The following is a 21,859-nucleotide window of genomic DNA, read 5'->3' as shown; positions in this document are numbered from 1 at the left end:
TTTATAAGCCTTTCATTTATAAGTTAAAAACTGTTTTTGATCAGGGTTGAAATCCTAGAGTTTGATCCCACAAATTATTAAGACTGGTAATTAAAGGTGATCAAAATGGGTGTGCAAACAGAATTCATTAACTTCCACAATAGAATAAAGCTTGGTTGTCAAGATGATGCTTACCGAAAGGCTCGGGAAAGAGATGATAGTATCACCGCAGCCATCAAATCGGCCTTTAAAGATGAAGGATACCCAGTTACAGAAGACTTTTTACAAGGATCTCTAGCTACTGATACAGCTATCCTCAAAAAAGCTGATGACTTTGATATTGACCGTTCCATTGTTATTGACAGTACAAGTGCACCTGATAACCCCGTTGATCCCAAAAAAGTTGTGTTTGATGTTTTAGAAAAGAGGGGGTTCAAAAATGCAAAGATTAAGAAGCCCTGTGTAACAGCAAACTATAGCAGCGAAAACCTCCATATTGATTTCCCGATATATAGAAAAAAAGCAGATGGCACCTACGAATTAGCCGTTGGAAAGCGCAATTCAGATGAAGAAAACCGCGAATGGTCGGAAAGCGACCCGAAAGGTTTAAAATCCTGGATTAAAGATAAGAGTAGTTACATAGGTTCAGCAGATAGAAAACTTCAACAGTTTAATCGAGTAGCTAGGTATCTAAAGCGCTGGCGTGACCACCAATTCAGCGAAAGTGTATGTAAAAAAATATTTTCAATAGGCCTTACTGTTATGGCCAAGCGTGGGTTTGTGCCTAACGTGGATAAGGACGGGAAATTTGATGATCTTTCGGCGCTCTTGTGTACTGTGAGTCATATGGTTGATTATGGATACTTTTCTCCTGTAGGTGAGCAATATCGCGTCACAGTACACCTGCCTGTGCCACCAAGAAGAGATATTTTTGATGGGAGTAGCCTATCAACAGGTACGCAACTTAGAAATAAACTCATAAATATGCGTAACAAGCTTGACGAGGCATCAAAAGAAGAAAACCTAACCAAAAAATGTGAAATTCTTAACAAGTTGTTTGGAGAGGACTTTCATATTCCATCTGATAGTGAAAACAACGGCAGCTCTAACAACAAAGCATCAAGATTTGCTTCAGCTGGCATAGTAGGTACATCGCAAGGTGCTTGATTATCATGAAATCGAGAGTTACTTAATTAAGCGCGGATATGTTGCCTGCACGCAAAAATATGATGGTAAATCTTCTCTTGTTGTATTGCATCAAATTGGCACTAAGCAGGTAAAATTAGTCCACTTTCATATAACTCAGTTTGAAAGCATACCAATTTTTGTACTCGACGATTCATCTGACTACGGTCAACTGGCCCATGTATTGTCAGTTCCTGAGAAAGATTATGCCTGCATTTGTGTAAGTGATACCGATTCATTATCTATTAATTACGAACAGCCCCATTTAGCAATTGAAGCATCTTTAGAGAAGCATATTGGTATCCTAACTAAGGCGATAGAAGATCCTGATTGGAATAACAAAGAGCTTCTTCGAGAGTTTCAGGCAAATTGGTCAGCTATCTGTGCTAATGATCAAGATGGTCTGGTTCTGGCCGCTGAAGAAGGAAGCAGTGAAACTATAACGATATACAACCCCCTAAGTAGCAGTCGATATGGATTAGATAGTAGGTTTCTTGGTGTTACTGAAAGCTCAAAAAAACTGAACAAGTACGCTTATATTAATTCCACTCAGTTGCTATCAGAACGCAAAAAATCTGGCGCTATTGGATATGTACTTTCAGTGCCGTTTTTGCCACTGCCACCAACATCCAGAGACAATATTAAGGAATGGTTCTTAGAATTAACGAATACTCTTGATGATAAAGCAGCGCAGGATTTGAAAGAACAAGCTGGTTCATACCGTTCCTCTAAGTTTTGGTTAGTTATTAACGGCCCAACACCATCTGGCACAGCATGGTTTGGAATCAGTTTAAAAAATTCAGTAAAAAAAGCCCTTCCTTTAACAAGCGAAAAATTAGAGTCGTGGACACTAGAACCATGCAATGTTCTTCTATTTAATCCAGCTTTGCTGATGCCTCGAAGTGGGGCCAATTTACACTTAACAGACAAAAGAGTTTTATTGGTTGGCTGCGGTTCAGTCGGCAGTGAGATTGCTGACAAGATAGCATCAGCTGGTGTGGGGGAGCTCTACTTACTTGATTATGATGTCTTTGAGTTCGAAAACATCTATAGGAATAGTCTACATATTTCGTTTGTAGGAATTAATAAAGCGCAAGCATTGAAATATCAGGTTGGGACAAAATACCCCTGGCTTAATATTGAATGCATTGTAGGAGAACTTCTTGATAAGAATATCACGCAAAAAACCTTCCTTCAGAGCTTTGATCTTATAGTGATAGCAATCGGCTCTCCAACTCATGAGCGACTTTTTCATGACTTTCTAATAAAAAACCAAGTTCAGTCAGCCGTTATAAATACATGGGTCGAAGGTTATGGTGTAGGAGGGCATGCTGTATTAGATATACACGGCTCCAAGGGATGCCTCAGGTGTGCGTATATCGACAATGAGACTGAAACAAATGGATTATCATCAAACCTTAACTTTTTAGAAGATGATCAATCTTTAACTGTCAATCATGCAGGATGTGGTCAGTTATACTTGCCTTACAGCGGTGTCAATTCAGCACAAACTGCAATAATGGCAACTGATTTAGCAGTAAGATACCTAAGAGGTAATATTTCAGAATCTTCAAAAATAAGTTGGAAAGGGGATTCTATCGACGCTTTACAAAAAGGCTTCGAACTAACACACAGGTACTACAACTTTGATCAATCCTTAAAAACATTACCATTATTAAATGCAAGCTGTGACCTTTGCCGTGACTGACTATCCACTGATATTCATACATGACACTCAGACAGTGAGAATTAAGCAAAAGGTTCTTGATATATGGGATGAACACAAACAGAAGAAACTAACCGATAATGAGCAGTTTGGTGTTCTTATTGGTTCATTTAGTGAACCTAACGACTATCTTATCAACGAGGTTACTGTGCCAATCGGATTGGATCGGTCAACCAGAACAAGATTCTCCTTGGTTGATCCTTACCACCAAGAAAAAGTGAATCAACATTTCAAACAAAGCCAAGGGCAATTGGCATATATTGGTACATGGCATACGCACCCTGAACCACACCCAAAGCCTTCAAAATTAGATATAAAAGACTGGGAGGCGTGCTGCAAACGTAATCCAGATAGAAGCTTAATATTTGTTATTGTCGGAACCGATTCTATAACGATATATACCAGTGCAAATGGCAGCCTTAGGGAAATGAAGGCAGAGTATTTAATCAATGAATATGACTGAAGAAAACATAGCTATCCAGACACTACAGCCGCCTCTAGAAGATATGGCTTTAATAGAAACCTATAAGAAAAGGTTAAAAAATGAAGGCATTGAGTGGAAAGATATCGGCATATTTGTAGATAAGGATATTCATTCCACGCTAATCCTTCTTATACAGGAAAGCTGCATCAATGCTGTAATGAGGTTTGTTTTACCTAGTAATGAAGGCGAGGAGGGTCTCCAAAGTAAGGAGGCAATTGATCTGCTACTTCCAGAAGGTGGCAAAGTTGTATTGCGTAACTATCAAAGCTCCTGTTTTTCTAAAACAGATGTTCGTGATATTGATGTTATTACTTCTTTATGGGACTCATCTACTTGTTCAAATGTAGAACTTGATGAAAACAATGTACTTGAATTTTTTTATAAAGTTGAAACCGAAACAAGGGAAACAGGAAGGGGAAAAGACTTCAGTGTCGAGACAAAACGTAAAGTCATGCAGGACAGTCACGGACGCTGTATGTTTGACGGCTGCGGTGTAGACCTTGGTTTCGATGAATTGACAGGAGAAGAAGGAAATTTCTCGTATCTAGCTCATAATATCGCGTCCTCTGAAAAGAGCGCTAGAAGCATCCCTGTCGCATCGAGGCTCCTATCAGATAACCCCCAAAATGTGTTACTGCTGTGTGATAAACATCACAGGCTAGTTGATAAGGTGGCTAAATCCGACTATCCAGCAGAACGACTTGCAGCAATGCGGTCAAATTTTATATCTATCGTAAAAAAATTATTGGATGGAGTCGCTTACCAACCAATACCCGTCTACTCAGTTCTTTGGCCAGTTCAACGTAACACTATCAGCGCTCCATCTCCGCTACAAATAAGTCAATGCTTAGCAGTTACAAAACAAAGAATTGATAGTTCATTGAATGATTTAAGTGACAACGAGGCAATGCTTCGTGATTTATCACCATCACTAATAAAGCCACTAATGCCTGGGATCATTAATAGTGTTGCAGACAAATTACTTATGCAGCTTCACTCCCATCGCTACCGTTCTGCCTTGTTTGCATTTGGGCCTATGTCAGCACTGATAGCCTTAGGCGCAAAGCTAGGGAACAAAAATGAAATTATGCCCATGCTGCGGTACAGGGACGGAGGTCAGTGGTGTTGGCCGATAGAAGCACCTAATCGGCACTTCTTTGACATTAAAGGTATGGAACAACTTGGGAATGATGAAACTGAGATCGTAATCCAGATATCGCTGACAGCTAAACCTCCACAATTTGAACAATTGTCTAATAGCAAGAATACTTCAGGCATAAAAACAGTTGAAGTTACAGTAAAGGAAGCTGAAAGATTAGGTAATGGCGCAATAGGGCACCCAATAGAGGGAATGGCGTTTACAAGAGGAATGCACAGCTTACTATTAGATTTAAGCTCCAATCATGGAGTTCAACAGGTCCATTTGTTGCCTTGTGCATCAAATGCAGCTTGCGTTTTTTTAGGTCAAGCATTCGATACAAACCACCCCGAAATCATAGTTTACGATTTTGAAGATAGAGCATTAGTGCCATTCTTAAAGTTAAAAAATGAAGAACAGCGCTGTAAAGTGTCAGGTGTTGGTTCTTAATAATCGCTATTAAACTCATCTATTTACAACAAGAGAAAAGAGCAGCGTCATGGTACGTTCGCTACGTTGTTCTTTTCGATACTTTCCCCACATATAAGTATTTTGCAAAGCTCTCCGCACGAGAATTTACAGTATCAATTTCAGAGCAAGTTTACGTAAGTTAGGAATGGGCTTTCTCACAATAGATCTCTACAAGTTCCAAGTACGAAGTAGTTACGGCACCTCTAAGCAATTCCAAACTTAATTAAACTAATTTACGTTTACGATGGAATTCACACGTATCTACACAAAGAAGGCGATAGACCTAGTTACATATATAAACATCCTATTTAACATAATATATATTATGCGAAGTATGATATTGTGAGTTACCAATAGCTATAATCTATGCAAGTGCTCGCTTTTCCATAAATTAAAGCTACTCTTAACGCCTCATAGCTGATAAAAATATGACGTCAGTAAACACCAACAAAATTAGATTTAACACCTACTTTTGCAGCAATAAATACCTAGATCTTAACTAGAAAAAAATATGCTCAATTGGAGACTAAATTTAAAGCACGAAAGCAAAATCGGATAAAAAAGCTATGAATGAGTAATGGGTACTTCAGCTGATTGATAGCTACACAATAGCGCTGGATGAAGGTTTATGAGCTCGCCTGTCACATCAGACTCGACGATTAAGACAGATGGCTCTGGCGCCATACAGTGCATTTTAGCCAGAACCTCATAAGGCTGGTACTTATGGAGCTTACAGCTATTGGATTCGTATAGATCAGCGTCAAGCATTACGCGATCGCCTACAGAAATTTCATTCCAAAGAAACTCGGTTTCTAGGTGCAACTCTGTAAAGTCCAGTACACTCATATCGGCAACCTCGTTTAAGAGAGTTACCTTAAGCTTGGACGATGTTGTGACGAATTGCGAGGTGAACTAGCTCAGAATTGTTGCTAATTTTTAATTTTCTAAAGATGTTTGTACGGTGAGCATGAATGGTTTTAGGGCTCAAAAACATCTCTTCAGCGACTATAGCAACCGTCCGGCCTTCGGCCAGCAGCGAGAATATCTGCAATTCACGCTTTGTAAGACTGCCTAAAGATGATTCGCCAGAAGAGTCTCCATTGATTCGTGAGCGTATCTCTTCGGTAATGTACTCCTCACCTTTATGAATCGCCTTTACGGCCTCTAAAAGCTCATCAGGAGCGCACCTTTTGGTTAAGAAGCCTTTAGCTCCAGCATTTACAACGTGAGCTGGAAATGGATCCGTCTCCATTGCTGTTAATACCAGCACTTTTGCTTTTGGGTCTTTTGAAATAATTCGTCGAATCGCTTCAAGGCCGCCATTCAGATTATTAGAAGCAGTCTCTTCAGGATTTGAATCTGCAGGCATATTCAGATCCATAATCACGACATCAGGCTCATATTGCGAGTACATCTCACAAGCCGATTGACCGTTATCTGCCTCCCCTACAATCTCAATGCTTTCATCAGATATCAGCAGGCGTTGAAATCCAGCCCTAACTAAAGGGTGATCATCAACAAGCAAAATCTTAATTGGGGTCGACATATTCGCTTCCTAATAACCAGGTTGCCCATAGATATTTAAGCTCAAGTTTACGGCCTAATTATCTGATTTATATAAATTTATTATTCTAAATATCACTTGAAGGCGCGATAGCATCGGCACCTTTGTATACATCAAAGCTCTCAACATCCATGGCCCCAGCATTCGAAATTTCTTCAACTGGAATGTGCGCAGGCAAAGCAACCAACTCATCACTATAACCAACAAGCTGGACACCTTCTTTCTTACAATGCCTAAGCACCTTCTCCAGCGCCTTAACAACCGCCACCTGCCTACCATTAAGCTGTTCGCGGGCTATCCTTGGATCTTTGGGCTTACTTGTTACCTGCTTAATAGCATAGCCATCATCATCAAGAAGCTGAATTGTTACATTCTTTAGCTTTTCTTTAAGAAGAAGAACCTTAGCCTGTTTGAAGTCCTGCTCACTATTACAGCACACAGCATCATCAAGGCCACATTGATGTAAGGCATCAACAATCTCTTGATCTTGTGCTGATTCTCTTAAAACTATATCCATTTCAGATAGTTACCTATAAATAGATAGAAATTAGTTTACCTGTAGCAAGCATTATTTTATTAAAGATATGCTCAGCAAGCTATGAATCAATTTTGCACAAAGCTTAATGAAGATTAACATCGTTAATAATATATAGCATCACTACTTTAGGATTCTAATTAGGCGATAACATTTGCTTTAATTTTATCACCTCTAGCTGCAGCTCAGCCTTCTCTCCCGTAAGAATATCAATTGCCCTATTGAGTCTCTTATTCTCCTCTTGCAGGGTGCGATTCTCCACTTGAACCTCAATATATTGATCGATATTAGAGCTGCCTTCAGACATTATCTCTGCCTGCCTCAACTCTCTTGTAAGACGAGATATCTCTGAGTGGCTCTCGATAAGCTTTGTTTCGCACTCTGCGATTTTTAGAAGGCCATCACCCTTCTCATTTGAGAGTCTTTCATTATCTTGCAGCAATCGAAGACATTGCGCCCTCAGCTCCTTTAACTCTCCATGGTCAGCAGAAGATGCTCTAGACAGCTTTCTAGCTCTGTCAGCAAACTCGCTTTCCATGGCGCTTCTTTGTGAATCGAGCTCCTTATTAGCATAAGCAAGCGCTTGTAGCCAAAGCTTGTTAGCAGTATTGGCAACCGGCTCTGGAATGTCTGGGTTTCGCTCAGCCTCATCAAGACGCAGCCCAAGCTCAGACCACCAAACATTTAACGCTTTGTTTATCGTCGTAATTGAGCCTGTTCCAATTCGATCTCTAATGTTCTGCTGTGTGGGCTTTATGCCTTCACGCAACAGCTTATCGGCAGTTTCTTTTACCAAATTCTGTGTATTCTGTTTCATATAATATTAAATATGTATCAAATGATACATATTATTATATACGCGCGCCGCTTTGTTTCAATTTTTATATTGCCGGAATGTCTAGATGAGCTACGCTAAAAGTAACCCTAACTGCATGATAAGGAAGTACTATGAAGGCAAAAATAGCAATCAACGGTTACGGCAGAATAGGCAGAAATATCCTCAGAGCCTTTTATGAATCCCACTTGAGCGACAATTTACAGATAGTTGCCATCAACGACCTTTGTGACCCTCAGGTAAATGCACACCTAACGCAATACGACAGTATTCACGGTCAATTCAGACATGAAGTTATTGCTGAGAACGACGCTTTAATCGTTAATGGCGACGTCATAAAAGTGTTTCGTGAAAAAGACACCAGCGCCCTACCCTGGGCTGATCTAGATATAGATATTGTGTTTGAATGTACCGGATTATTTACGGATAGAGCTTCAGCATCTAAACACATAGAGGCCGGCGCCAAAAAGGTTTTGATATCAGCGCCATCTAAAGATGCGGACGCATGCGTTGTTTACGGTGTAAACCAAGACTCAATTCAACCTCATCACACCATCATCTCAAACGCTTCATGCACAACAAACTGCTTAGCCCCTCTAGCCAAGATTATTAACGACAACTACGGCATCAAGTCAGGCTTAATGACAACCATACATGCCTATACTAACGATCAGCATTTAATGGACGCCTTTAGCGGCGACTTATATAGAGCAAGATCTGCTGCCAGCTCCATGATCCCAACCAAAACAGGCGCTGCAGCAGCAGTTGGACTAGTCCTACCTGAGCTTAAAGGAAAGCTATCAGGCATGGCTATCCGCGTTCCCACCTCAAACGTATCCCTCGTTGATCTCAGCGCAACACTAAAGAACCACTGCTCAGCAAGCGAGCTAAACGACTTAATCCAAAGGGAAGCAGACAATAACTACGTAGGAATCGTTGCATGCAATCACGAACCCCTGGTCTCCATCGATTTCAATCACAGACCCGAATCCTGTATTTTTGATGCCACCCAAACCATGACCCACGAAAACACCATTAAGGTTTTCGCGTGGTATGACAACGAGTGGGGTTTCTCAAATCGAATGCTTGATACAGCCCAGCTAATTCACCAAATCTCAAATTAAGACAACCATAAAAAACTAAGCCCTTCATGCTTAGTGAAGGGCTTAATTTTTCCAGCAAATATAACTTTTATTATTTAAGATAATTTATCTGCGAGAGATATAAATCTTGAGAGCTGCATCCGTATGGGTTGCTAATTTTGGCTTTCAGCGCTGCTTTTATTCTGTGAGGCACCTTACTTACTTCCGTTGCCGTTACAGCTTGATAGTGCTCTTGGACAAGATAGGTTGGTGAGTAACGTGAAACTTGAATGTAGGTTATTCCTCGCTCAGTGATAGAGGCATAACTAATTTTGGAATAGCGGTTCTTATTAATATCGCCTGCGATATAGCCACTATCACAAACAACCGAAAGCTTTTTACCAGCTGCAGCTGGCTTAAATACATCAGTAGGATCAGCACCTGCCAATACAGCCTCTACTTTATCAGCGTCATTTAAAGGACCTTTTGCAGCCTTATTCGCAGTTGAAGGAGAGCTCGGCGACTGAGCAAGATAATCCATATCAAGCGCTTTGATTGCCTGATACCCGATAACACCAGCAACAGCCAGTATAAATATACCTTTCGGAAGATCTGTCATAATATCTCTAAACCCCCTTTCCTGCGTGTTGCTTATATCCCTCGATGTCATTTAAGTATAGCAATGACTATCTCGTTGACTGCGCTGATCCCTTAAGCAAAAACAACCAACCCTATATATAGCAAGGCTATTCACTTAATAACAGTAACAATAGACATCAATTCAAACAATGCAATATCCATTAAGGCCCGCCAATAAGGGCTTGAGGCGCATTCATGAAACACCTTTAAAAAACACCATATAAATCACATGGATAGAAGATAGGTATATCAACATGAAAAATAAACTGGCTGACAAAACAGATTAAGAATCAAATAGTTAGGATAGGAAGTTTTTTGTAGGACCTCGCACCACAAATAGAAAGACGTACGCAGGTAACGAAAAACTAACGTAAAATCTATATAAGCATTGAAGATAAATCTATGGAAGTGATTACCAGAAGTGGTGCCCGGGACCGGACTCGAACCGGTACACTCTTGCGAGCGGGAGATTTTAAGTCTCCTGTGTCTACCAATTTCACCACCCGGGCAGAAGATGGAGGCGCGGGTCGGAATCGAACCGGCGTACACGGAGTTGCAGTCCGCTGCATGACCACTCTGCCACCGCGCCTCAATATTGTTACTTTAGAATTTGGAGCGGGAAACGAGGTTCGAACTCGCGACCCCAACCTTGGCAAGGTTGTGCTCTACCACTGAGCTATTCCCGCTCTGCTGTAACAATGTGGTGCGTATTATAGAGAGCCCCATTTATAAGTCAACACATATTTTATAAAAAAATCTGCTTAATTATTAACCACTTACATCTGTTCAGATAAAGCAGGCCAAGAAGCTCTAAGGTACTGATACATAGACCATAAAGTTAATGCTGCTGCTAGATACAGTGCAACAATCCCTGCAATCGATATTGTCGTGTAGGGCTCTGTAACAATCATGAGCATAATCGCCAGCATCTGTAGTGCTGTTTTTACCTTCCCGATATAAGAGACAGCCACACTCGCTCTCTGCCCCACTTCAGCCATCCACTCACGTAGAGCTGATATTACAATCTCTCTACCGATAATTACGATCGACGGAATTGTGATCCACCATGACGCATAGCTTTCAACTAATAGAGCCAGAGATATAGCTACCATTAACTTATCCGCAACAGGATCCAAGAAAGCACCAAAGGGAGAGGTTTGATTCAACTTTCTAGCTAAATATCCATCCAGCCAATCAGTAAAGCCAGCAACGGCAAATACCACGCCTGTAGCAATAGGTGCCCAGCTATAAGGCAAATAGAAGATCAGCACAAAGACAGGAATTAAAACAATACGTAACGATGTAAGTATATTGGGTATATTCATCTGGCATTCAAATATCAGGATGGAGTGCCGCATAGATTTCTTCGGCAATTGTTTTGCTTATGGTAGAGACTTTTGCAATTTCTTCAACACTGGCGCGCTCTACTTCTTGGATTCCACCAAAATGTCTAAGCAGCTCTCTTCTACGCTTAGGACCAACACCGGGTATATCTTCTAACACTGAGCGTTTTCTAGCCTTGCCTCTTCGAGCACGATGTCCGGTAATAGCAAACCTGTGCGCTTCATCACGTATGTGTTGAATTAGATGCAACGCAGCCGAGCTGCTTTCTAATACTGTTTCTTCACCCGTATCGCCTGAAATAAGTACTTCAAAGCCAGCCTTACGTGTAGGCCCTTTAGCCACACCAATCACTAAAACGTCGGATATGCTCAGCTCATCTAGCACTTCCATCGCTTGAGTAACTTGGCCTTTACCACCATCGATTAACAAAATATCAGGTAATTTCCCCTCACCTTTCTTTAGACGCGTGTAACGTCTCAGCAGGGCCTGATGCATTGCGGCATAGTCATCACCTGGAGTAATACCTTCTATATTAAAATGTCTGTAATCCGATTTGAGAGGACCATTTCTATCAAACACCACACATGAAGCAACTGTTGCCTCACCAGAGCTGTGACTTATATCGAAACACTCTAACCGTTGTGGAACCTCATCAAGATCTAAAACACTTTGCAGTTCTAGATAACGGTTATAGATATTCTTTTTGTTAGCTAAATAACTACCTAACTGCTGCTCAGCATTGGTATTAGCAAGTTTCTGCCATGCTGCCCGCTCGCCTCTGACCGTATGAGACAGCGTTACCTTTTTGTTTGATGATTCCTCTATCGCTTGCTGCAAGCAATCTTTATCTTCAACTTCGCTTGGCAAAACAATATAGGAGGGTATTTCTCTTTGCGAACCTAAATACCATTGAGCTACAAAAGCTGAAACAATTTCGCTCGACGTTTCTTCGATGGATACCTTGGGGTAGTGAGCCTTACTTCCGATAATTCTTCCGCCTCGGACAAACAGCATATGTATGCAGACACCACCAGGCTGAACCGAGCAGCCAATAACATCGGCCTCACCTTGCATGCCAGTTACATACTGCTGCTCTTGTACTTTCTGCAAACTAATAAGTTGATCTCTATATAACGCAGCCTTTTCAAACTCAAGGTCAACTGAAGCAGCCTCCATCTGGCTAGCAATTTCATCCATAACCTTGGTGTTTTTGCCATCTAAAAACATAGAAGCATGACGGATATCGTCTTGATAATCCTCTTTAGAGATCGCTTTTACACAAGGCGCCGTGCATCTTTTGATTTGATACTGAAGACAAGGACGCGATCGGTTTTTGTAAAAACTATCATCGCACTGGCGTATCTTAAAGATCTTCTGTAGCAGGTTCAGGCTGTCACGTACAGCCCCTCCGCTTGGGAACGGTCCAAAATATTTACCGCTTTTACGCTTGGCGCCTCGGCTAAATCGCACCGCAGGATAATCATCTTTATCTGAAACGAAGATATATGGGTACGATTTATCGTCACGCAGAAGAATATTATAAGGCGGCCTGTGCTGCTTAATCAGGTTTTGCTCAAGCAATAACGCTTCGGTTTCACTGTTAGTGATAGTGACCTGAACATCAGCTATCTTCGCAACCAACGCACGAGTCTTGATACTGAGACCTGAAGAGCGGAAGTAACTAGAAACTCTGTTTTTAAGGTTTTTGGCTTTTCCAATGTACAGAAGCCCATTGTCTGCATCGTACATTTGGTAGATTCCAGGCCTTTTTGTGAGTTGCTTCAAAAAGGCGCTGGCATCAAATGTTTCGGATGGGGTATTTTCTGACACTGCTTACTGTTCTACCTTGGACAATAGCTTACGGTTATCCATGTATTCATGCGTAGCAATTCTATGAATTTCTTGCAGAGTCTCCATAGTCGACTCAGTAATACCCGCCCCGCGCGAAAGCGATACCTCCAGGTAAACACCTATTTCTGCGTAGTAGCAAAGCTGAGCGTCAGTACTTTGTGCTTTACGAAGTTTAGTTAATGAGATTTGTGCACCATTAACCAAAATATTATTAATATCTGATTCTGATAACAGAACATCACGGTTTTGTTCGCTTAAAGGGACGTTATTATCTGCTGATCTGGTCATTGTATACCCTTATTTATAATCCCATCGTATTTGCAGCATACTTTAAGCATTTCAACAGTTGATGTAAAAAGGAAAGTCTTAGATTACGACGAATCGACTGTTCCTTATTTCATCTACTTAAAAGAGCACTGCGCATGGATAACGATATAGACTGGGTTTTAAGCAGCCCTTCTTTGATAAACGTGCCGAATAGCTATATTCCGTTTCATGACCTTATTAGTGCAGATCAGCCCAAATCAGTAGTAGTTAACAGATTAAGATTTACAGCAAGAAACCTTGGCGGATATTACGAAAACATAGTCAACCACATTCTCAACAATGACACTCATTTATATGATATTAAAAGAAATATTAAGGTTTTTGATAATAAAGTCACTTTGGGTGAACTCGATTTTATAGGCGATTCATCAAGGGGGGACTTCCATCTAGAATGTGCAATTAAATACTATTTAAGAACAGGTTCAGGCACCAAGCTTGCAGATTTTATTGGCCCAGGAAAGAGGGATCGGTTAGATATAAAATACGAGAGGATGGTAGAACATCAACTTAAAATATCTAAAACCCCTCAAGGCATCCTAGCGTGTAAAAGCGAGGGTTTATCCCCTGTGATTTTCGTCATGCTAATGCAGGGTTACCTATTCCATCCTTTTGCTGAGTTTGGTTCTAAAATAGAACTTCACCCTGCAATTAATCCCAATCACCTCCAAGGCTGGTGGCTTAGGCAGAATGAGATTAACCAGGTTAAAAGCCCAGACTTTTACAGCATTATGCATAAGCCTTATTGGCTGATTGCTGATCACTCAAAACTTTTGGATTATGCCGAATTTGAGGCAGAGCTGTTAAAAGCCGACAGGCCCACTCTTGTGGCTAGATTTAATAAAAAAGGGGAAGAGTTAGATCGTGGGTTTGTGGTGCCGAACGAATGGTAGATAGAAGTTAGCCGAGCATCTAAGCGAGATACCCGGCTAAAGCAAAAGCTTACTTTTCTGCAGCAGCTGCGTCTTTAGCAATCATCTTTTTAAGTACTTTGATGCCAACAAAAGTGCCAACAATCATGCACGCAACGATGACTAAGCTCGGAGCAACAGAGATTAGGTTATATTTATCCATAGAACTGTCCTAGATATTTTGTAGTAGTAATAAAGAAATATCGGGGGCAATTATATAGAGCTAACAGCCTGTGTCTATCCATCTATGGCCCATAAAAACCATTGAAAAATAATGGTTATTTTTTGCTGTCACCCTCTAAACGCATCAACAGACTTGAGGTATCGCAACGCCCTCCACCCATTTGCTGAACATCCGCGTAAAACTGATCTACCAAAGCCGTAACCGGCAATCTAGCACCATTTTTTCTGGATTCATCTAGAACAATATTTAGATCTTTACGCATCCAATCAACAGCAAATCCAAAATCATACTCATCCTCAATCATGGTTTGGTGGCGATTAACCATTTGCCAAGAACCTGCTGCACCATGCTGAATTACATCGAACACCTGGGCTGCATCTAAACCAGCAGCTTTTGCAAAATGCACACCTTCAGCTAAGCCTTGGACTAACCCAGCTATGCAAATCTGATTTACCATTTTCGCTAACTGACCAGAGCCAGCCTCACCTAGCAAACGAGTAGATTTTGCATAACAATCCATAACTGGCTCAACAACAGAAAAGTTGGCAGCATTACCACCTACCATAATACTTAAAACGCCATTCTCCGCACCTGCCTGACCTCCTGAAACTGGAGCATCAAAAAAGCCTACGCCTTGCTCTCCTGCCAGTTCCGATAGCTCTCTAGCAACTTCAGCAGATGCAGTAGTGTGATCCACCAAAATTGAACCAGCTTGCATAGAGCTTAATACACCCTGCTCGCCTGATGTCACAGCTCTTAAATCATTATCATTGCCGACACAGGTAAACACGATATCTGCACCCTGAGCAGCCATTGCAGGTGTTAAAGCAAAGCTGCCTTTATAGTCCTCAATCCATGCCTCTGATTTAGCTGTTGTGCGGTTGTAAACCGTAACATCGTGACCTGCCTGTGCTAAATGCCCTGCCATCGGGTATCCCATGACACCCAAACCTATAAATGCAACTTTCATTCTTATTATCCCATCTAGATTGAACTGTTTTATTCTTTATAGGCTCAGAGTATAAAGGATGGAACAGCAAACACCATCTCGTACTTTTTAAATCGCTATTTTGCTATCATCTTGCCCTGTATTTAACGAGAGCTATTTATGTCCTTCTTAAAATCAACACTTATTTCCATTTTTCTGTTTGCGACTTCTGCCAATGCGTTAGCACAAAGCGAACTCTATAAACTGAGTTTTCAAAACACAGACCATGAAATGGTTTCTTTGGCGAATTACAAAGGAAAAGTCGTTCTACTTAACTTCTGGGCAACTTGGTGTCCGCCATGCATTAAAGAGATGCCATCAATGCAAAGGCTGCAGGAGCATTTTGCCGATCAAGAATTTGAGATTGTGGCTATAAATGCCGGTGAGGATTCTGTATCTGTTTCGAGTTTTTTAATGGAGCTGGATACCGAATTAACTTTCACTATCTTACTCGATGAGAAAAATCGTTCTTTTAATGAATTTGGGATTAAAGGACTGCCAATGACGTTATTGTTCGATAAAGAGGGAAAATTGATTGAAACAATTCTTGGCGGGAAAGAGTGGGATCACCCTGAATCTATTGCGTTGATTAGTAAGACTTTAAATTAAGCCATGGATCGATGATCCATGGCTTTAAAAACTTATTCAGCCAATACCGCAACTGCTGCTTGAGCTGCAACCCCAATTTTGATTGGCGCATCCATCTCAGCAAGTGTGTTTTCTAGAGCGTCAAGGCACAGCATAACATTGCGCTGAGTACATGCAGTACCCATCAAACCGATACGCCATACTTTACCAGCCAAAGCACCAAGACCCGCACCAATCTCTAGATTGTAATTTTTGAGTAGCGCAGTACGCACAGCAGCATCATCAACGCCTTCAGGAATGATGACAGAGTTAAGCTGTGGCAGGCGACAGTCTTCATCAACTAGGAAACCAATGCCCATTGCTTCAAGACCCGCACGCAGTGCCAAATGCAACTTCTGATGACGAGCCCAAGCATTTTCAAGCCCTTCTTCTTCTAGCATTACTAGAGCTTCATGAAGCGCATATAGAGAGTTCACAGGCGCAGTGTGATGATAAGCACGCTTTCCACCACCACCCCAGTAACCCATTACAAGGTTCGTATCTAAGAACCAGCTAGGAACTGAGCTTGTACGGTTTTGGATAGCCTCAACTGCTTTCTGACTAAAACTCACTGGAGAGATACCAGGAGGACAAGAAAGGCACTTCTGTGTACCGGAGTAAATTGCATCAATACCCCAGCCATCAACGTCAACTTCTACACCGCCAAGAGACGTTACAGCATCAACAATAGTAAGAGCACCGTTAGCCTGAGCTATCTCACAAAGCGCTTTTGCATCAGAACGAACACCCGTAGATGTTTCTGCGTGAACAAAAGCCAAAGCTTTAACATTTTCATTGTCTGCAAACGCTGCTTTAACCTTTTCAAGATCCACAGGCTGACCCCATTCATCTTGAACAAGAATGCATTCGCCACCAAAACGCTCTACATTCTCTTTCATACGACCGCCAAAAACACCGTTTTGGCAGACGATCACCTTATCACCCGGCTCAACCAAGTTAACAAAGCATGCTTCCATTCCTGCAGAACCAGGTGCAGACACAGGCATTGTTAATTCGTTTTCAGTTTTGAAGAGGTTTTTCAGCATCACTTTAATCTCATCCATCATGCGGATAAATTCAGGATCAAGGTGACCGATTGTTGGGCGAGCCATCGCCGAAAGAACTCGAGGGCTTACATCTGATGGTCCAGGGCCCATCAGGGTACGAACAGGTGGGTAAAAAGAGGTAGTCATTTAAGGCCCTTATAATTGCTACATGTTACAAAGGCCTTATTTGTATCAGTTGGAAGCCAACTCATCAATCATTGCGATGATCATTTCTGCAGAATGTTTAGCTGCAGTCACAAGAAATTGGTCGAATGACACGCCAGACTCTTTACCTGCAATGTCTGACAAAGCACGAATCACGATGAACGGCGTATTAAATTGATGACAAGTTTGAGCAATCGCAGCAGCTTCCATCTCAACAGCTTTCATCTCAGGGAACAATTTGCGTTTGCGCTCTACTCGCTCAGGGTCGTTCATGAACTGATCGCCCGTACAGATCAAACCACGAGTCGTTTTCATGCCGTCCATGCGTTCTATACAACGCTCAGCGACCTTTGCCAAAGTCGCGTCTGGAGTAAATGCTGCAGGCTGACGTGGCACTTGGCCATATTCGTAGCCAAATACAGTTAAATCCACATCGTGATGACGAATTTCAGAAGAAATTACGATATCACCAACATTGAGCTCTGGATCATAACCACCAGCAGAGCCTGTATTGATAACACAATCAGGTTTAAATGCCTGAAGAAGAATAGTAGTTCCAATAGCCGCGTTGACTTTACCGATACCAGATTTAAGCAAAACGATATCGTGTCCATGTAACTTACCTGTAAAAAGTAAGTACCCAGCTATTTCGTGGTCTTCTCTCTCTTCCAGTGCAGCTTTTAACAGCTCCACCTCTTCATCCATTGCACCGATAATACCGATACGAATGTTGCCGTTTTTCTGAGAAAGTAGCGCGGAAATGCTTTGTTCTTGGGTCATCAATGTTTACCGTCTAAAAAGGCCGTAATTACCATCTTAATAATGCGCGATTAGAGCATAGCTTTTATAAAAAACCTAGCCCCAATCCCCATGAATACTGGCTTATGACCGTTAAATTGCGCTCAAGCCTCAAATAAATAGATATTAATTGATTTAGTACAGGCTATTGCTAAGGCTCAGTTTTACCTATTGGGTACAATCCTGACCAACCAAAGCCGCTAAACAATTGATCACAATATTCATCGACTGGTGCAGTTAGTTTTAGAGTTTGTTCTGTTACAGGGTGAATAAACTCCAGCTCAGTCGCCATTAGCATCAAGCGCTGAAGATCGAATTCCTGCTTTAAAGCTTTGTTATGTTTATTGTCACCGTGTTTGGTATCACCCGCGATTGGATGAAAGATATGCTTCATATGACGACGGATTTGGTGCTTTCTTCCTGTTTCCGGCTTAACTTCCACCAATGAGTAACGCGATCTTTCATACCGCCCTACCGGCATATCAATCTCAACCATCCCTAAACGCTTATAATTTGAGACAGCTTCTTGAGGTTCTTTATCTTGATTTGCGTGCTTATCAGCAATTTTGTCTAGCTGCTCTTTCAGCGCATAATCGATCACATCTTGCTCTGGAGTGTAGCCACGACACATACAGAGATAGGTCTTACTAATCTTTCTTTCTGCAAAGATTAGATTCATTTGTTGCGCTATCTCTTTGTTTTTGCCAAATAAAATAACCCCAGAGGTTGGTCGATCTAAACGATGAATGGTGTAAGGACTACCACCATCGAAATAGTTTTTCAGCATGGACGCTAAATTAGGTGTACCACGAGGTGCGATCCAGCTTGGGTGAACCAACAAACCAGAAGGCTTATTTACTGCAATTAAATGCTCGTCTTCAAAGAGAATATCAAGATCAGTCATAACAAAGGTCGTTTCAGTATGAGCGGGAGATTCTACCCCCCACTAAAACTATGTAAAGGGCTTGAAAAACCGACTAAAATACTTATATATAGAGAAACTTAATAGGGAAATCTTTTTCGAGGATATCATGCGTAACGTAAATACTTACGATGCTCGTTCCGAACAGTCCGTACTGCAGACGAACAAAGTCATTCGTAACACATACATGCTGCTAGCCATGACAATGGTTGTAAGCGCCATTACAGCTGGCATTGCAATGCTTGTTCAAGCACCTATGATTGCTTACTTAGGCTCTGTCATTTTAGGCTTTGTAATGCTTTTCATTCTAAATAAAAAGCAAAACAGCGCAGCCGCGCTACCTCTAGTATTTGCCTTTACAGGCTTAATGGGATTTGGCCTTGGTGCAATTATCAATCGCTACTTAGGCCTTGCTAACGGCGGCGAAATTGTAACCACAGCTTTCGCTATGACAGCCCTAACCTTCTTCGGCCTTTCTGCTTATGTATTGACGAGTAAGAAAGACTTCAGTTTCATGGGTGGCTTTTTATCTGCTGGTATGATGGTTGCGCTTATCGCAATGGTGGCATTGTTTGTATTGCCTCTTTTCGGTGTTCACATGCCAGCTCTTCACCTTGCCTTCTCTGCCCTTGTAGTTCTTTTGATGTGCGGCATGATTCTGTATGACACAAGCAACATTGTTAATGGTGTATATACAAACTATATCATGGCTACAGTTAGTCTTTATCTAAACATATACAACCTATTCGTTCATTTAATGAGCCTATTAGGTTTCATGAGTGACGACTAAGTAGTTCGTAAATCTATAAAAAGCCCCGCTTTCTTTGTTAAGATTGCGGGGCTTTTTAGTTATAGGCTTTAGCAATTCAATGAAATTCTCAATAGTTATTCAGGCCTCACCCTCTAGCAGTCAATCGGCTGTGACAGCATTACGTTATGCTAAAACACTCTTGCAGCAAGGCCATGAGCTGTATCGAGTGTTCTTTTATGCCGATGGGGTTAATCTCGCTAACTCTCTAATCGCCCCACCACAGGATGAAACCCATTTACCTAGAGAGTGGCAAGCCTTGGCAACCGAACACGATCTAGACCTTGTTGTCTGCATCGCTGCGGCAGTTAAGCGAGGCGTACTAGATGACAATGAAGCTAAGCGATATGAAAAACCGTGTGGAAACATTTCCAAAGGCTTTGAATTGTCCGGTCTTGGCCAACTAGCTGAAGCTATTGCCGTTTCAGATCGCGTCGTTACATTTGGGGCTTAATGATGAGTGATAAAAAATCAGTTTTAATCCTGAATCAGCATGCGCCTTATGGCACAAGTTACGCACGTGAAGCATTGGATGTCGCTTTAACCTGCTCCATTTTCGAAATGCCGGTTAGTTTGGCTTTTTTAGGTGATGGTTTGTTCCAGCTTCTCAAAAGCCACAATACCCAGCAAACTGGCCACAAGAACATTGAGTCAATGTTAAGCGCATTACCCATGTACGATATTGATCAGATATTTGTTTGCGCTGAAGATCTTGAAGCTAACGCCCTTTCAGAAACTGATCTAGGTTTGCCCGTTCAAATTATCTCTCGGAACGACCTAAGCAAACTACTTGATAGCCACGATACTGTATTGACGTTCTAATATGATTTTACATCTGCTGAATAAATCTCATAACAACACGCAACTTTTAAACAGAATGCTTGCGAGCGTTAAAGACAAAGACACCGTTCTAGTAATTGAAGACGGCGTCTATGCCGCGCTATCTGCTAACGCTTCACTTTTCTCTGACTTACCTGAGAGCTGTAAACTCTTTGCCTTAGAGCCTGATGTAAGCGCACGCGGCCTAACTGATAAACTCAGCACTCGTTTTACACTGGCAACAGATGAGCAGTTTGTAGAACTAAGCTGCAAAATGAACAAAGTTGTTAGCTGGTTTTAATATGACTATCGAATTTGATGAAGAAGGCTATCTCAGAAACTTAGACGACTGGAATGAGACCGTTGCTCATTCAATAGCTGACTCAGAGGGTCTTACATTGACCCAAGATCATTGGGAGATCATCAATATTATTCGTGATTTCTACGAACAATATCAGCTTTCCCCTGCAATGCGTCCTTTAGTGAAAGCGGTTTCACTAAAGCTAGGCAAAGACAAAGGGAAAAGCATCTACCTAATGAAGCTATTTCCAGGCAGTCCTGCGAAATTGATCGCCAAGATTTCCGGCTTACCAAAACCGGATAACTGCCTATAGATATTAAATAAATTCACTCCATCCAGCTGAAATAATTACTTTTTTTGATCTGTACGGTTTAAACCGTAGCATTGCTAGTCTATGCTGTAACAAAACGCTATCTCCCCACTTTCAAGCTTTTCAAAGCTGTGGGATACTCGAAATATATAAAAAGAACTCTTTTTACCTGAAGAGTCCTAAGTTGTAGCAAACAGGATAGGTAGAACACTATGGGTCTAGAAGCAGCAGCTGAACACCTTAAAGCATTACAAGCTGAGCAATCATTACACCAAGAAGCCAGCGATACTAAGCGCAGCAATCAAGAAGAAGTTATTTATCATCAATGGGCTACATTCAAAGTTGATAATGAATTATATGGTGTTGATGTAGTTCAGGTAAAAGAGGTGCTTCGTTACAGCGAGATCACCCCTGTACCAGGCTCTGACTATTTTATTCTGGGTATTATTAATCTGCGTGGTAATGTTGTTACCGTTATTGATACACGCCAGATGTTTGGTCTAAGCCCACACGAGCCTGATGACGATACGCGCATCATTGTTGTTGAATACAATGAACAAGAAGTAGTTGGTTTGGTTGTAGATAGCGTTGATGAGGTAATCAACCTACCTCAGAACGATATTGATCGCGCACCTAACGCTACTGGCGAAGAGACAACAAAGCGCTTCGTTCAAGGCGTTTGCTACTACAACAGCATTTTGATTATTTTACTAGATCTCTTAAAAATGCTGCAAAGCGTCACTCCTATGGAGACCGCCGAAGAATTCTAAGCTTAACAAGCATGAAAAAAGCTGCATTTGCAGCTTTTTTTCTGACTGAAATA

At 41.5% G+C, this 21,859-nt stretch carries 26 protein-coding genes and 3 tRNA genes; 13 read left to right on the top strand and 16 right to left on the bottom strand.

All coding sequences use genetic code 11. The features are described from left to right. Positions 1-105 precede the first annotated feature (105 nt). The 4 genes from ACMXYT_RS08010 to ACMXYT_RS07995 are packed head-to-tail and all read left to right on the top strand — an operon-like array spanning position 106 to position 4,962. Positions 106-1,146: an SMODS domain-containing nucleotidyltransferase gene (locus tag ACMXYT_RS08010; RefSeq protein WP_415912172.1), complete on the top strand. Its 1,041-nt coding sequence runs from the start codon at positions 106-108 to the stop codon at positions 1,144-1,146. After that, positions 1,139-2,872, top strand: a complete 1,734-nt coding sequence (locus ACMXYT_RS08005) for a ThiF family adenylyltransferase (RefSeq protein ID WP_415912171.1) — start codon at positions 1,139-1,141, stop codon at positions 2,870-2,872. Before ACMXYT_RS08010 ends, ACMXYT_RS08005 begins: the two co-directional genes overlap by 8 nt. Before the next feature lie 34 nt (positions 2,873-2,906). After that, positions 2,907-3,353: a Mov34/MPN/PAD-1 family protein gene (locus ACMXYT_RS08000; protein ID WP_415912170.1), complete on the top strand. Its 447-nt coding sequence runs from the start codon at positions 2,907-2,909 to the stop codon at positions 3,351-3,353. Next, positions 3,340-4,962 (top strand): SAVED domain-containing protein, encoded by a 1,623-nt coding sequence (locus tag ACMXYT_RS07995; protein ID WP_415912169.1) that lies wholly within the window; start codon positions 3,340-3,342, stop codon positions 4,960-4,962. Before ACMXYT_RS08000 ends, ACMXYT_RS07995 begins: the two co-directional genes overlap by 14 nt. Before the next feature lie 585 nt (positions 4,963-5,547). On the opposite strand, the gene ACMXYT_RS07990 is transcribed toward ACMXYT_RS07995, so the two are convergent. From ACMXYT_RS07990 to ACMXYT_RS07975, 4 genes are all read right to left on the bottom strand, one after another. Continuing rightward, positions 5,548-5,829, bottom strand: coding sequence for a hypothetical protein (locus tag ACMXYT_RS07990; RefSeq protein ID WP_415912168.1), 282 nt, complete (start codon positions 5,827-5,829; stop codon positions 5,548-5,550). A gap of 28 nt (positions 5,830-5,857) precedes the next feature. Beyond that, positions 5,858-6,529: a response regulator gene (locus tag ACMXYT_RS07985; RefSeq protein ID WP_415901076.1), complete on the bottom strand. Its 672-nt coding sequence runs from the start codon at positions 6,527-6,529 to the stop codon at positions 5,858-5,860. 85 nt (positions 6,530-6,614) lie between these two features. Beyond that, complete coding sequence (locus tag ACMXYT_RS07980; protein ID WP_415901075.1) at positions 6,615-7,064, bottom strand: response regulator; 450 nt, start codon at positions 7,062-7,064, stop codon at positions 6,615-6,617. Between the two features lie 154 nt (positions 7,065-7,218). Continuing rightward, a complete protein-coding gene (locus ACMXYT_RS07975; protein WP_415901074.1) occupies positions 7,219-7,899 on the bottom strand; it encodes a DNA-binding protein in 681 nt (226 codons plus the stop codon). A 131-nt stretch (positions 7,900-8,030) separates the two neighbouring features. Here ACMXYT_RS07975 and gap point away from each other — a divergent pair, with 131 nt between their 5' ends. Continuing rightward, a complete protein-coding gene (gene gap, locus ACMXYT_RS07970) occupies positions 8,031-9,041 on the top strand; it encodes a type I glyceraldehyde-3-phosphate dehydrogenase (RefSeq protein ID WP_415901073.1) in 1,011 nt (336 codons plus the stop codon). Between the two features lie 70 nt (positions 9,042-9,111). On the opposite strand, the gene ACMXYT_RS07965 is transcribed toward gap, so the two are convergent. The 7 genes from ACMXYT_RS07965 to ACMXYT_RS07935 form a co-directional block, all read right to left on the bottom strand. Next, complete coding sequence (locus ACMXYT_RS07965) at positions 9,112-9,618, bottom strand: hypothetical protein (protein WP_415912167.1); 507 nt, start codon at positions 9,616-9,618, stop codon at positions 9,112-9,114. Between the two features lie 442 nt (positions 9,619-10,060). Further along, positions 10,061-10,147: transfer RNA gene (locus tag ACMXYT_RS07960), tRNA-Leu, on the bottom strand. Positions 10,148-10,153: 6 nt separating this feature from the next. Next, positions 10,154-10,227 (bottom strand) — tRNA-Cys (locus ACMXYT_RS07955). 22 nt (positions 10,228-10,249) lie between these two features. Beyond that, a tRNA-Gly gene (locus ACMXYT_RS07950) sits at positions 10,250-10,324 on the bottom strand. A gap of 90 nt (positions 10,325-10,414) precedes the next feature. After that, positions 10,415-10,963 (bottom strand): CDP-diacylglycerol--glycerol-3-phosphate 3-phosphatidyltransferase, encoded by a 549-nt coding sequence (gene pgsA, locus ACMXYT_RS07945; RefSeq protein ID WP_415901071.1) that lies wholly within the window; start codon positions 10,961-10,963, stop codon positions 10,415-10,417. A gap of 7 nt (positions 10,964-10,970) precedes the next feature. Continuing rightward, positions 10,971-12,812 (bottom strand): excinuclease ABC subunit UvrC, encoded by a 1,842-nt coding sequence (gene uvrC, locus ACMXYT_RS07940; protein ID WP_415901070.1) that lies wholly within the window; start codon positions 12,810-12,812, stop codon positions 10,971-10,973. A gap of 3 nt (positions 12,813-12,815) precedes the next feature. After that, positions 12,816-13,121 carry an excinuclease ABC subunit C gene (locus ACMXYT_RS07935; protein ID WP_415901069.1) on the bottom strand — a complete coding sequence of 102 codons (306 nt, stop codon included), beginning with the start codon at positions 13,119-13,121 and terminating at the stop codon, positions 12,816-12,818. Positions 13,122-13,255: 134 nt separating this feature from the next. Here ACMXYT_RS07935 and ACMXYT_RS07930 point away from each other — a divergent pair, with 134 nt between their 5' ends. Next, a complete protein-coding gene (locus ACMXYT_RS07930) occupies positions 13,256-14,050 on the top strand; it encodes a DUF1853 family protein (protein WP_415901068.1) in 795 nt (264 codons plus the stop codon). Positions 14,051-14,099: 49 nt separating this feature from the next. On the opposite strand, the gene ACMXYT_RS07925 is transcribed toward ACMXYT_RS07930, so the two are convergent. Together ACMXYT_RS07925 and ACMXYT_RS07920 are read right to left on the bottom strand one after the other, a co-directional pair. Then, on the bottom strand, positions 14,100-14,231 hold the full coding sequence (locus ACMXYT_RS07925) for a hypothetical protein (protein WP_415901067.1): 132 nt from the start codon (positions 14,229-14,231) through the stop codon (positions 14,100-14,102). A gap of 115 nt (positions 14,232-14,346) precedes the next feature. Further along, positions 14,347-15,222, bottom strand: coding sequence for an NAD(P)-dependent oxidoreductase (locus ACMXYT_RS07920; protein WP_415901066.1), 876 nt, complete (start codon positions 15,220-15,222; stop codon positions 14,347-14,349). Positions 15,223-15,360: 138 nt separating this feature from the next. On the opposite strand from ACMXYT_RS07920, the gene ACMXYT_RS07915 reads away from it, so the two are divergent. Then, positions 15,361-15,849: a TlpA disulfide reductase family protein gene (locus tag ACMXYT_RS07915; protein WP_415901065.1), complete on the top strand. Its 489-nt coding sequence runs from the start codon at positions 15,361-15,363 to the stop codon at positions 15,847-15,849. 32 nt (positions 15,850-15,881) lie between these two features. Here ACMXYT_RS07915 and ACMXYT_RS07910 read toward each other — a convergent pair whose 3' ends face one another. The 3 genes from ACMXYT_RS07910 to ACMXYT_RS07900 all read right to left on the bottom strand — a co-directional run bounded on the left by ACMXYT_RS07910 (position 15,882) and on the right by ACMXYT_RS07900 (position 18,780). Continuing rightward, on the bottom strand, positions 15,882-17,060 hold the full coding sequence (locus ACMXYT_RS07910; RefSeq protein ID WP_415901064.1) for a pyridoxal-phosphate-dependent aminotransferase family protein: 1,179 nt from the start codon (positions 17,058-17,060) through the stop codon (positions 15,882-15,884). Between the two features lie 45 nt (positions 17,061-17,105). Next, positions 17,106-17,858, bottom strand: coding sequence for a 5'-methylthioadenosine/S-adenosylhomocysteine nucleosidase (gene mtnN / locus ACMXYT_RS07905; RefSeq protein WP_415901063.1), 753 nt, complete (start codon positions 17,856-17,858; stop codon positions 17,106-17,108). A 169-nt stretch (positions 17,859-18,027) separates the two neighbouring features. Continuing rightward, on the bottom strand, positions 18,028-18,780 hold the full coding sequence (locus ACMXYT_RS07900) for a pseudouridine synthase (RefSeq protein WP_415901062.1): 753 nt from the start codon (positions 18,778-18,780) through the stop codon (positions 18,028-18,030). A 127-nt stretch (positions 18,781-18,907) separates the two neighbouring features. Here ACMXYT_RS07900 and ACMXYT_RS07895 point away from each other — a divergent pair, with 127 nt between their 5' ends. The 6 genes from ACMXYT_RS07895 (at position 18,908) to ACMXYT_RS07870 (ending at position 21,806) form a co-directional block, all read left to right on the top strand. Beyond that, on the top strand, positions 18,908-19,588 hold the full coding sequence (locus ACMXYT_RS07895) for a Bax inhibitor-1/YccA family protein (protein ID WP_415901061.1): 681 nt from the start codon (positions 18,908-18,910) through the stop codon (positions 19,586-19,588). Between the two features lie 79 nt (positions 19,589-19,667). Next, the gene (gene tusD, locus ACMXYT_RS07890; protein ID WP_415901060.1) at positions 19,668-20,060 is read left to right on the top strand and encodes a sulfurtransferase complex subunit TusD; all 393 of its coding nucleotides are present in this window, start codon (positions 19,668-19,670) and stop codon (positions 20,058-20,060) included. A gap of 2 nt (positions 20,061-20,062) precedes the next feature. After that, positions 20,063-20,428: a sulfurtransferase complex subunit TusC gene (tusC, locus tag ACMXYT_RS07885; protein WP_415912166.1), complete on the top strand. Its 366-nt coding sequence runs from the start codon at positions 20,063-20,065 to the stop codon at positions 20,426-20,428. A gap of 1 nt (position 20,429) precedes the next feature. Then, on the top strand, positions 20,430-20,726 hold the full coding sequence (tusB, locus tag ACMXYT_RS07880; RefSeq protein ID WP_415901058.1) for a sulfurtransferase complex subunit TusB: 297 nt from the start codon (positions 20,430-20,432) through the stop codon (positions 20,724-20,726). A gap of 1 nt (position 20,727) precedes the next feature. Beyond that, positions 20,728-21,039, top strand: a complete 312-nt coding sequence (locus ACMXYT_RS07875) for a TusE/DsrC/DsvC family sulfur relay protein (RefSeq protein WP_415901057.1) — start codon at positions 20,728-20,730, stop codon at positions 21,037-21,039. A gap of 209 nt (positions 21,040-21,248) precedes the next feature. Then, the gene (locus tag ACMXYT_RS07870) at positions 21,249-21,806 is read left to right on the top strand and encodes a chemotaxis protein CheW (RefSeq protein WP_415901056.1); all 558 of its coding nucleotides are present in this window, start codon (positions 21,249-21,251) and stop codon (positions 21,804-21,806) included. Positions 21,807-21,859 lie beyond the last annotated feature (53 nt).

This window comes from Neptuniibacter sp. QD37_11, from assembly GCF_047778105.1.
Lineage (GTDB): Bacteria > Pseudomonadota > Gammaproteobacteria > Pseudomonadales > Balneatricaceae > Neptuniibacter.
Note: the sequence above shows the minus strand (reverse complement) of the source record. Positions and strands in the feature narration are given on the sequence as shown.

What these genes read in the sequence shown, in the direction of transcription:
- ACMXYT_RS08010 (WP_415912172.1), top strand. Translation starts at nt 106, where the DNA reads ATGGGTGTGCAAACAGAATTCATTAACTTCCACAATAGAATAAAGCTT.
- ACMXYT_RS07995 (WP_415912169.1), top strand. Translation starts at nt 3,340, where the DNA reads ATGAATATGACTGAAGAAAACATAGCTATCCAGACACTACAGCCGCCT.
- ACMXYT_RS07990 (WP_415912168.1), bottom strand. Translation starts at nt 5,829, where the DNA reads ATGAGTGTACTGGACTTTACAGAGTTGCACCTAGAAACCGAGTTTCTT.
- ACMXYT_RS07985 (WP_415901076.1), bottom strand. Translation starts at nt 6,529, where the DNA reads ATGTCGACCCCAATTAAGATTTTGCTTGTTGATGATCACCCTTTAGTT.
- ACMXYT_RS07980 (WP_415901075.1), bottom strand. Translation starts at nt 7,064, where the DNA reads ATGGATATAGTTTTAAGAGAATCAGCACAAGATCAAGAGATTGTTGAT.
- ACMXYT_RS07975 (WP_415901074.1), bottom strand. Translation starts at nt 7,899, where the DNA reads ATGAAACAGAATACACAGAATTTGGTAAAAGAAACTGCCGATAAGCTG.
- gap (WP_415901073.1), top strand. Translation starts at nt 8,031, where the DNA reads ATGAAGGCAAAAATAGCAATCAACGGTTACGGCAGAATAGGCAGAAAT.
- ACMXYT_RS07965 (WP_415912167.1), bottom strand. Translation starts at nt 9,618, where the DNA reads ATGACAGATCTTCCGAAAGGTATATTTATACTGGCTGTTGCTGGTGTT.
- pgsA (WP_415901071.1), bottom strand. Translation starts at nt 10,963, where the DNA reads ATGAATATACCCAATATACTTACATCGTTACGTATTGTTTTAATTCCT.
- ACMXYT_RS07935 (WP_415901069.1), bottom strand. Translation starts at nt 13,121, where the DNA reads ATGACCAGATCAGCAGATAATAACGTCCCTTTAAGCGAACAAAACCGT.
- ACMXYT_RS07930 (WP_415901068.1), top strand. Translation starts at nt 13,256, where the DNA reads ATGGATAACGATATAGACTGGGTTTTAAGCAGCCCTTCTTTGATAAAC.
- ACMXYT_RS07925 (WP_415901067.1), bottom strand. Translation starts at nt 14,231, where the DNA reads ATGGATAAATATAACCTAATCTCTGTTGCTCCGAGCTTAGTCATCGTT.
- ACMXYT_RS07920 (WP_415901066.1), bottom strand. Translation starts at nt 15,222, where the DNA reads ATGAAAGTTGCATTTATAGGTTTGGGTGTCATGGGATACCCGATGGCA.
- ACMXYT_RS07915 (WP_415901065.1), top strand. Translation starts at nt 15,361, where the DNA reads ATGTCCTTCTTAAAATCAACACTTATTTCCATTTTTCTGTTTGCGACT.
- ACMXYT_RS07910 (WP_415901064.1), bottom strand. Translation starts at nt 17,060, where the DNA reads ATGACTACCTCTTTTTACCCACCTGTTCGTACCCTGATGGGCCCTGGA.
- mtnN (WP_415901063.1), bottom strand. Translation starts at nt 17,858, where the DNA reads ATGACCCAAGAACAAAGCATTTCCGCGCTACTTTCTCAGAAAAACGGC.
- ACMXYT_RS07900 (WP_415901062.1), bottom strand. Translation starts at nt 18,780, where the DNA reads ATGACTGATCTTGATATTCTCTTTGAAGACGAGCATTTAATTGCAGTA.
- ACMXYT_RS07895 (WP_415901061.1), top strand. Translation starts at nt 18,908, where the DNA reads ATGCGTAACGTAAATACTTACGATGCTCGTTCCGAACAGTCCGTACTG.
- tusD (WP_415901060.1), top strand. Translation starts at nt 19,668, where the DNA reads ATGAAATTCTCAATAGTTATTCAGGCCTCACCCTCTAGCAGTCAATCG.
- tusC (WP_415912166.1), top strand. Translation starts at nt 20,063, where the DNA reads ATGAGTGATAAAAAATCAGTTTTAATCCTGAATCAGCATGCGCCTTAT.
- tusB (WP_415901058.1), top strand. Translation starts at nt 20,430, where the DNA reads ATGATTTTACATCTGCTGAATAAATCTCATAACAACACGCAACTTTTA.
- ACMXYT_RS07875 (WP_415901057.1), top strand. Translation starts at nt 20,728, where the DNA reads ATGACTATCGAATTTGATGAAGAAGGCTATCTCAGAAACTTAGACGAC.
- ACMXYT_RS07870 (WP_415901056.1), top strand. Translation starts at nt 21,249, where the DNA reads ATGGGTCTAGAAGCAGCAGCTGAACACCTTAAAGCATTACAAGCTGAG.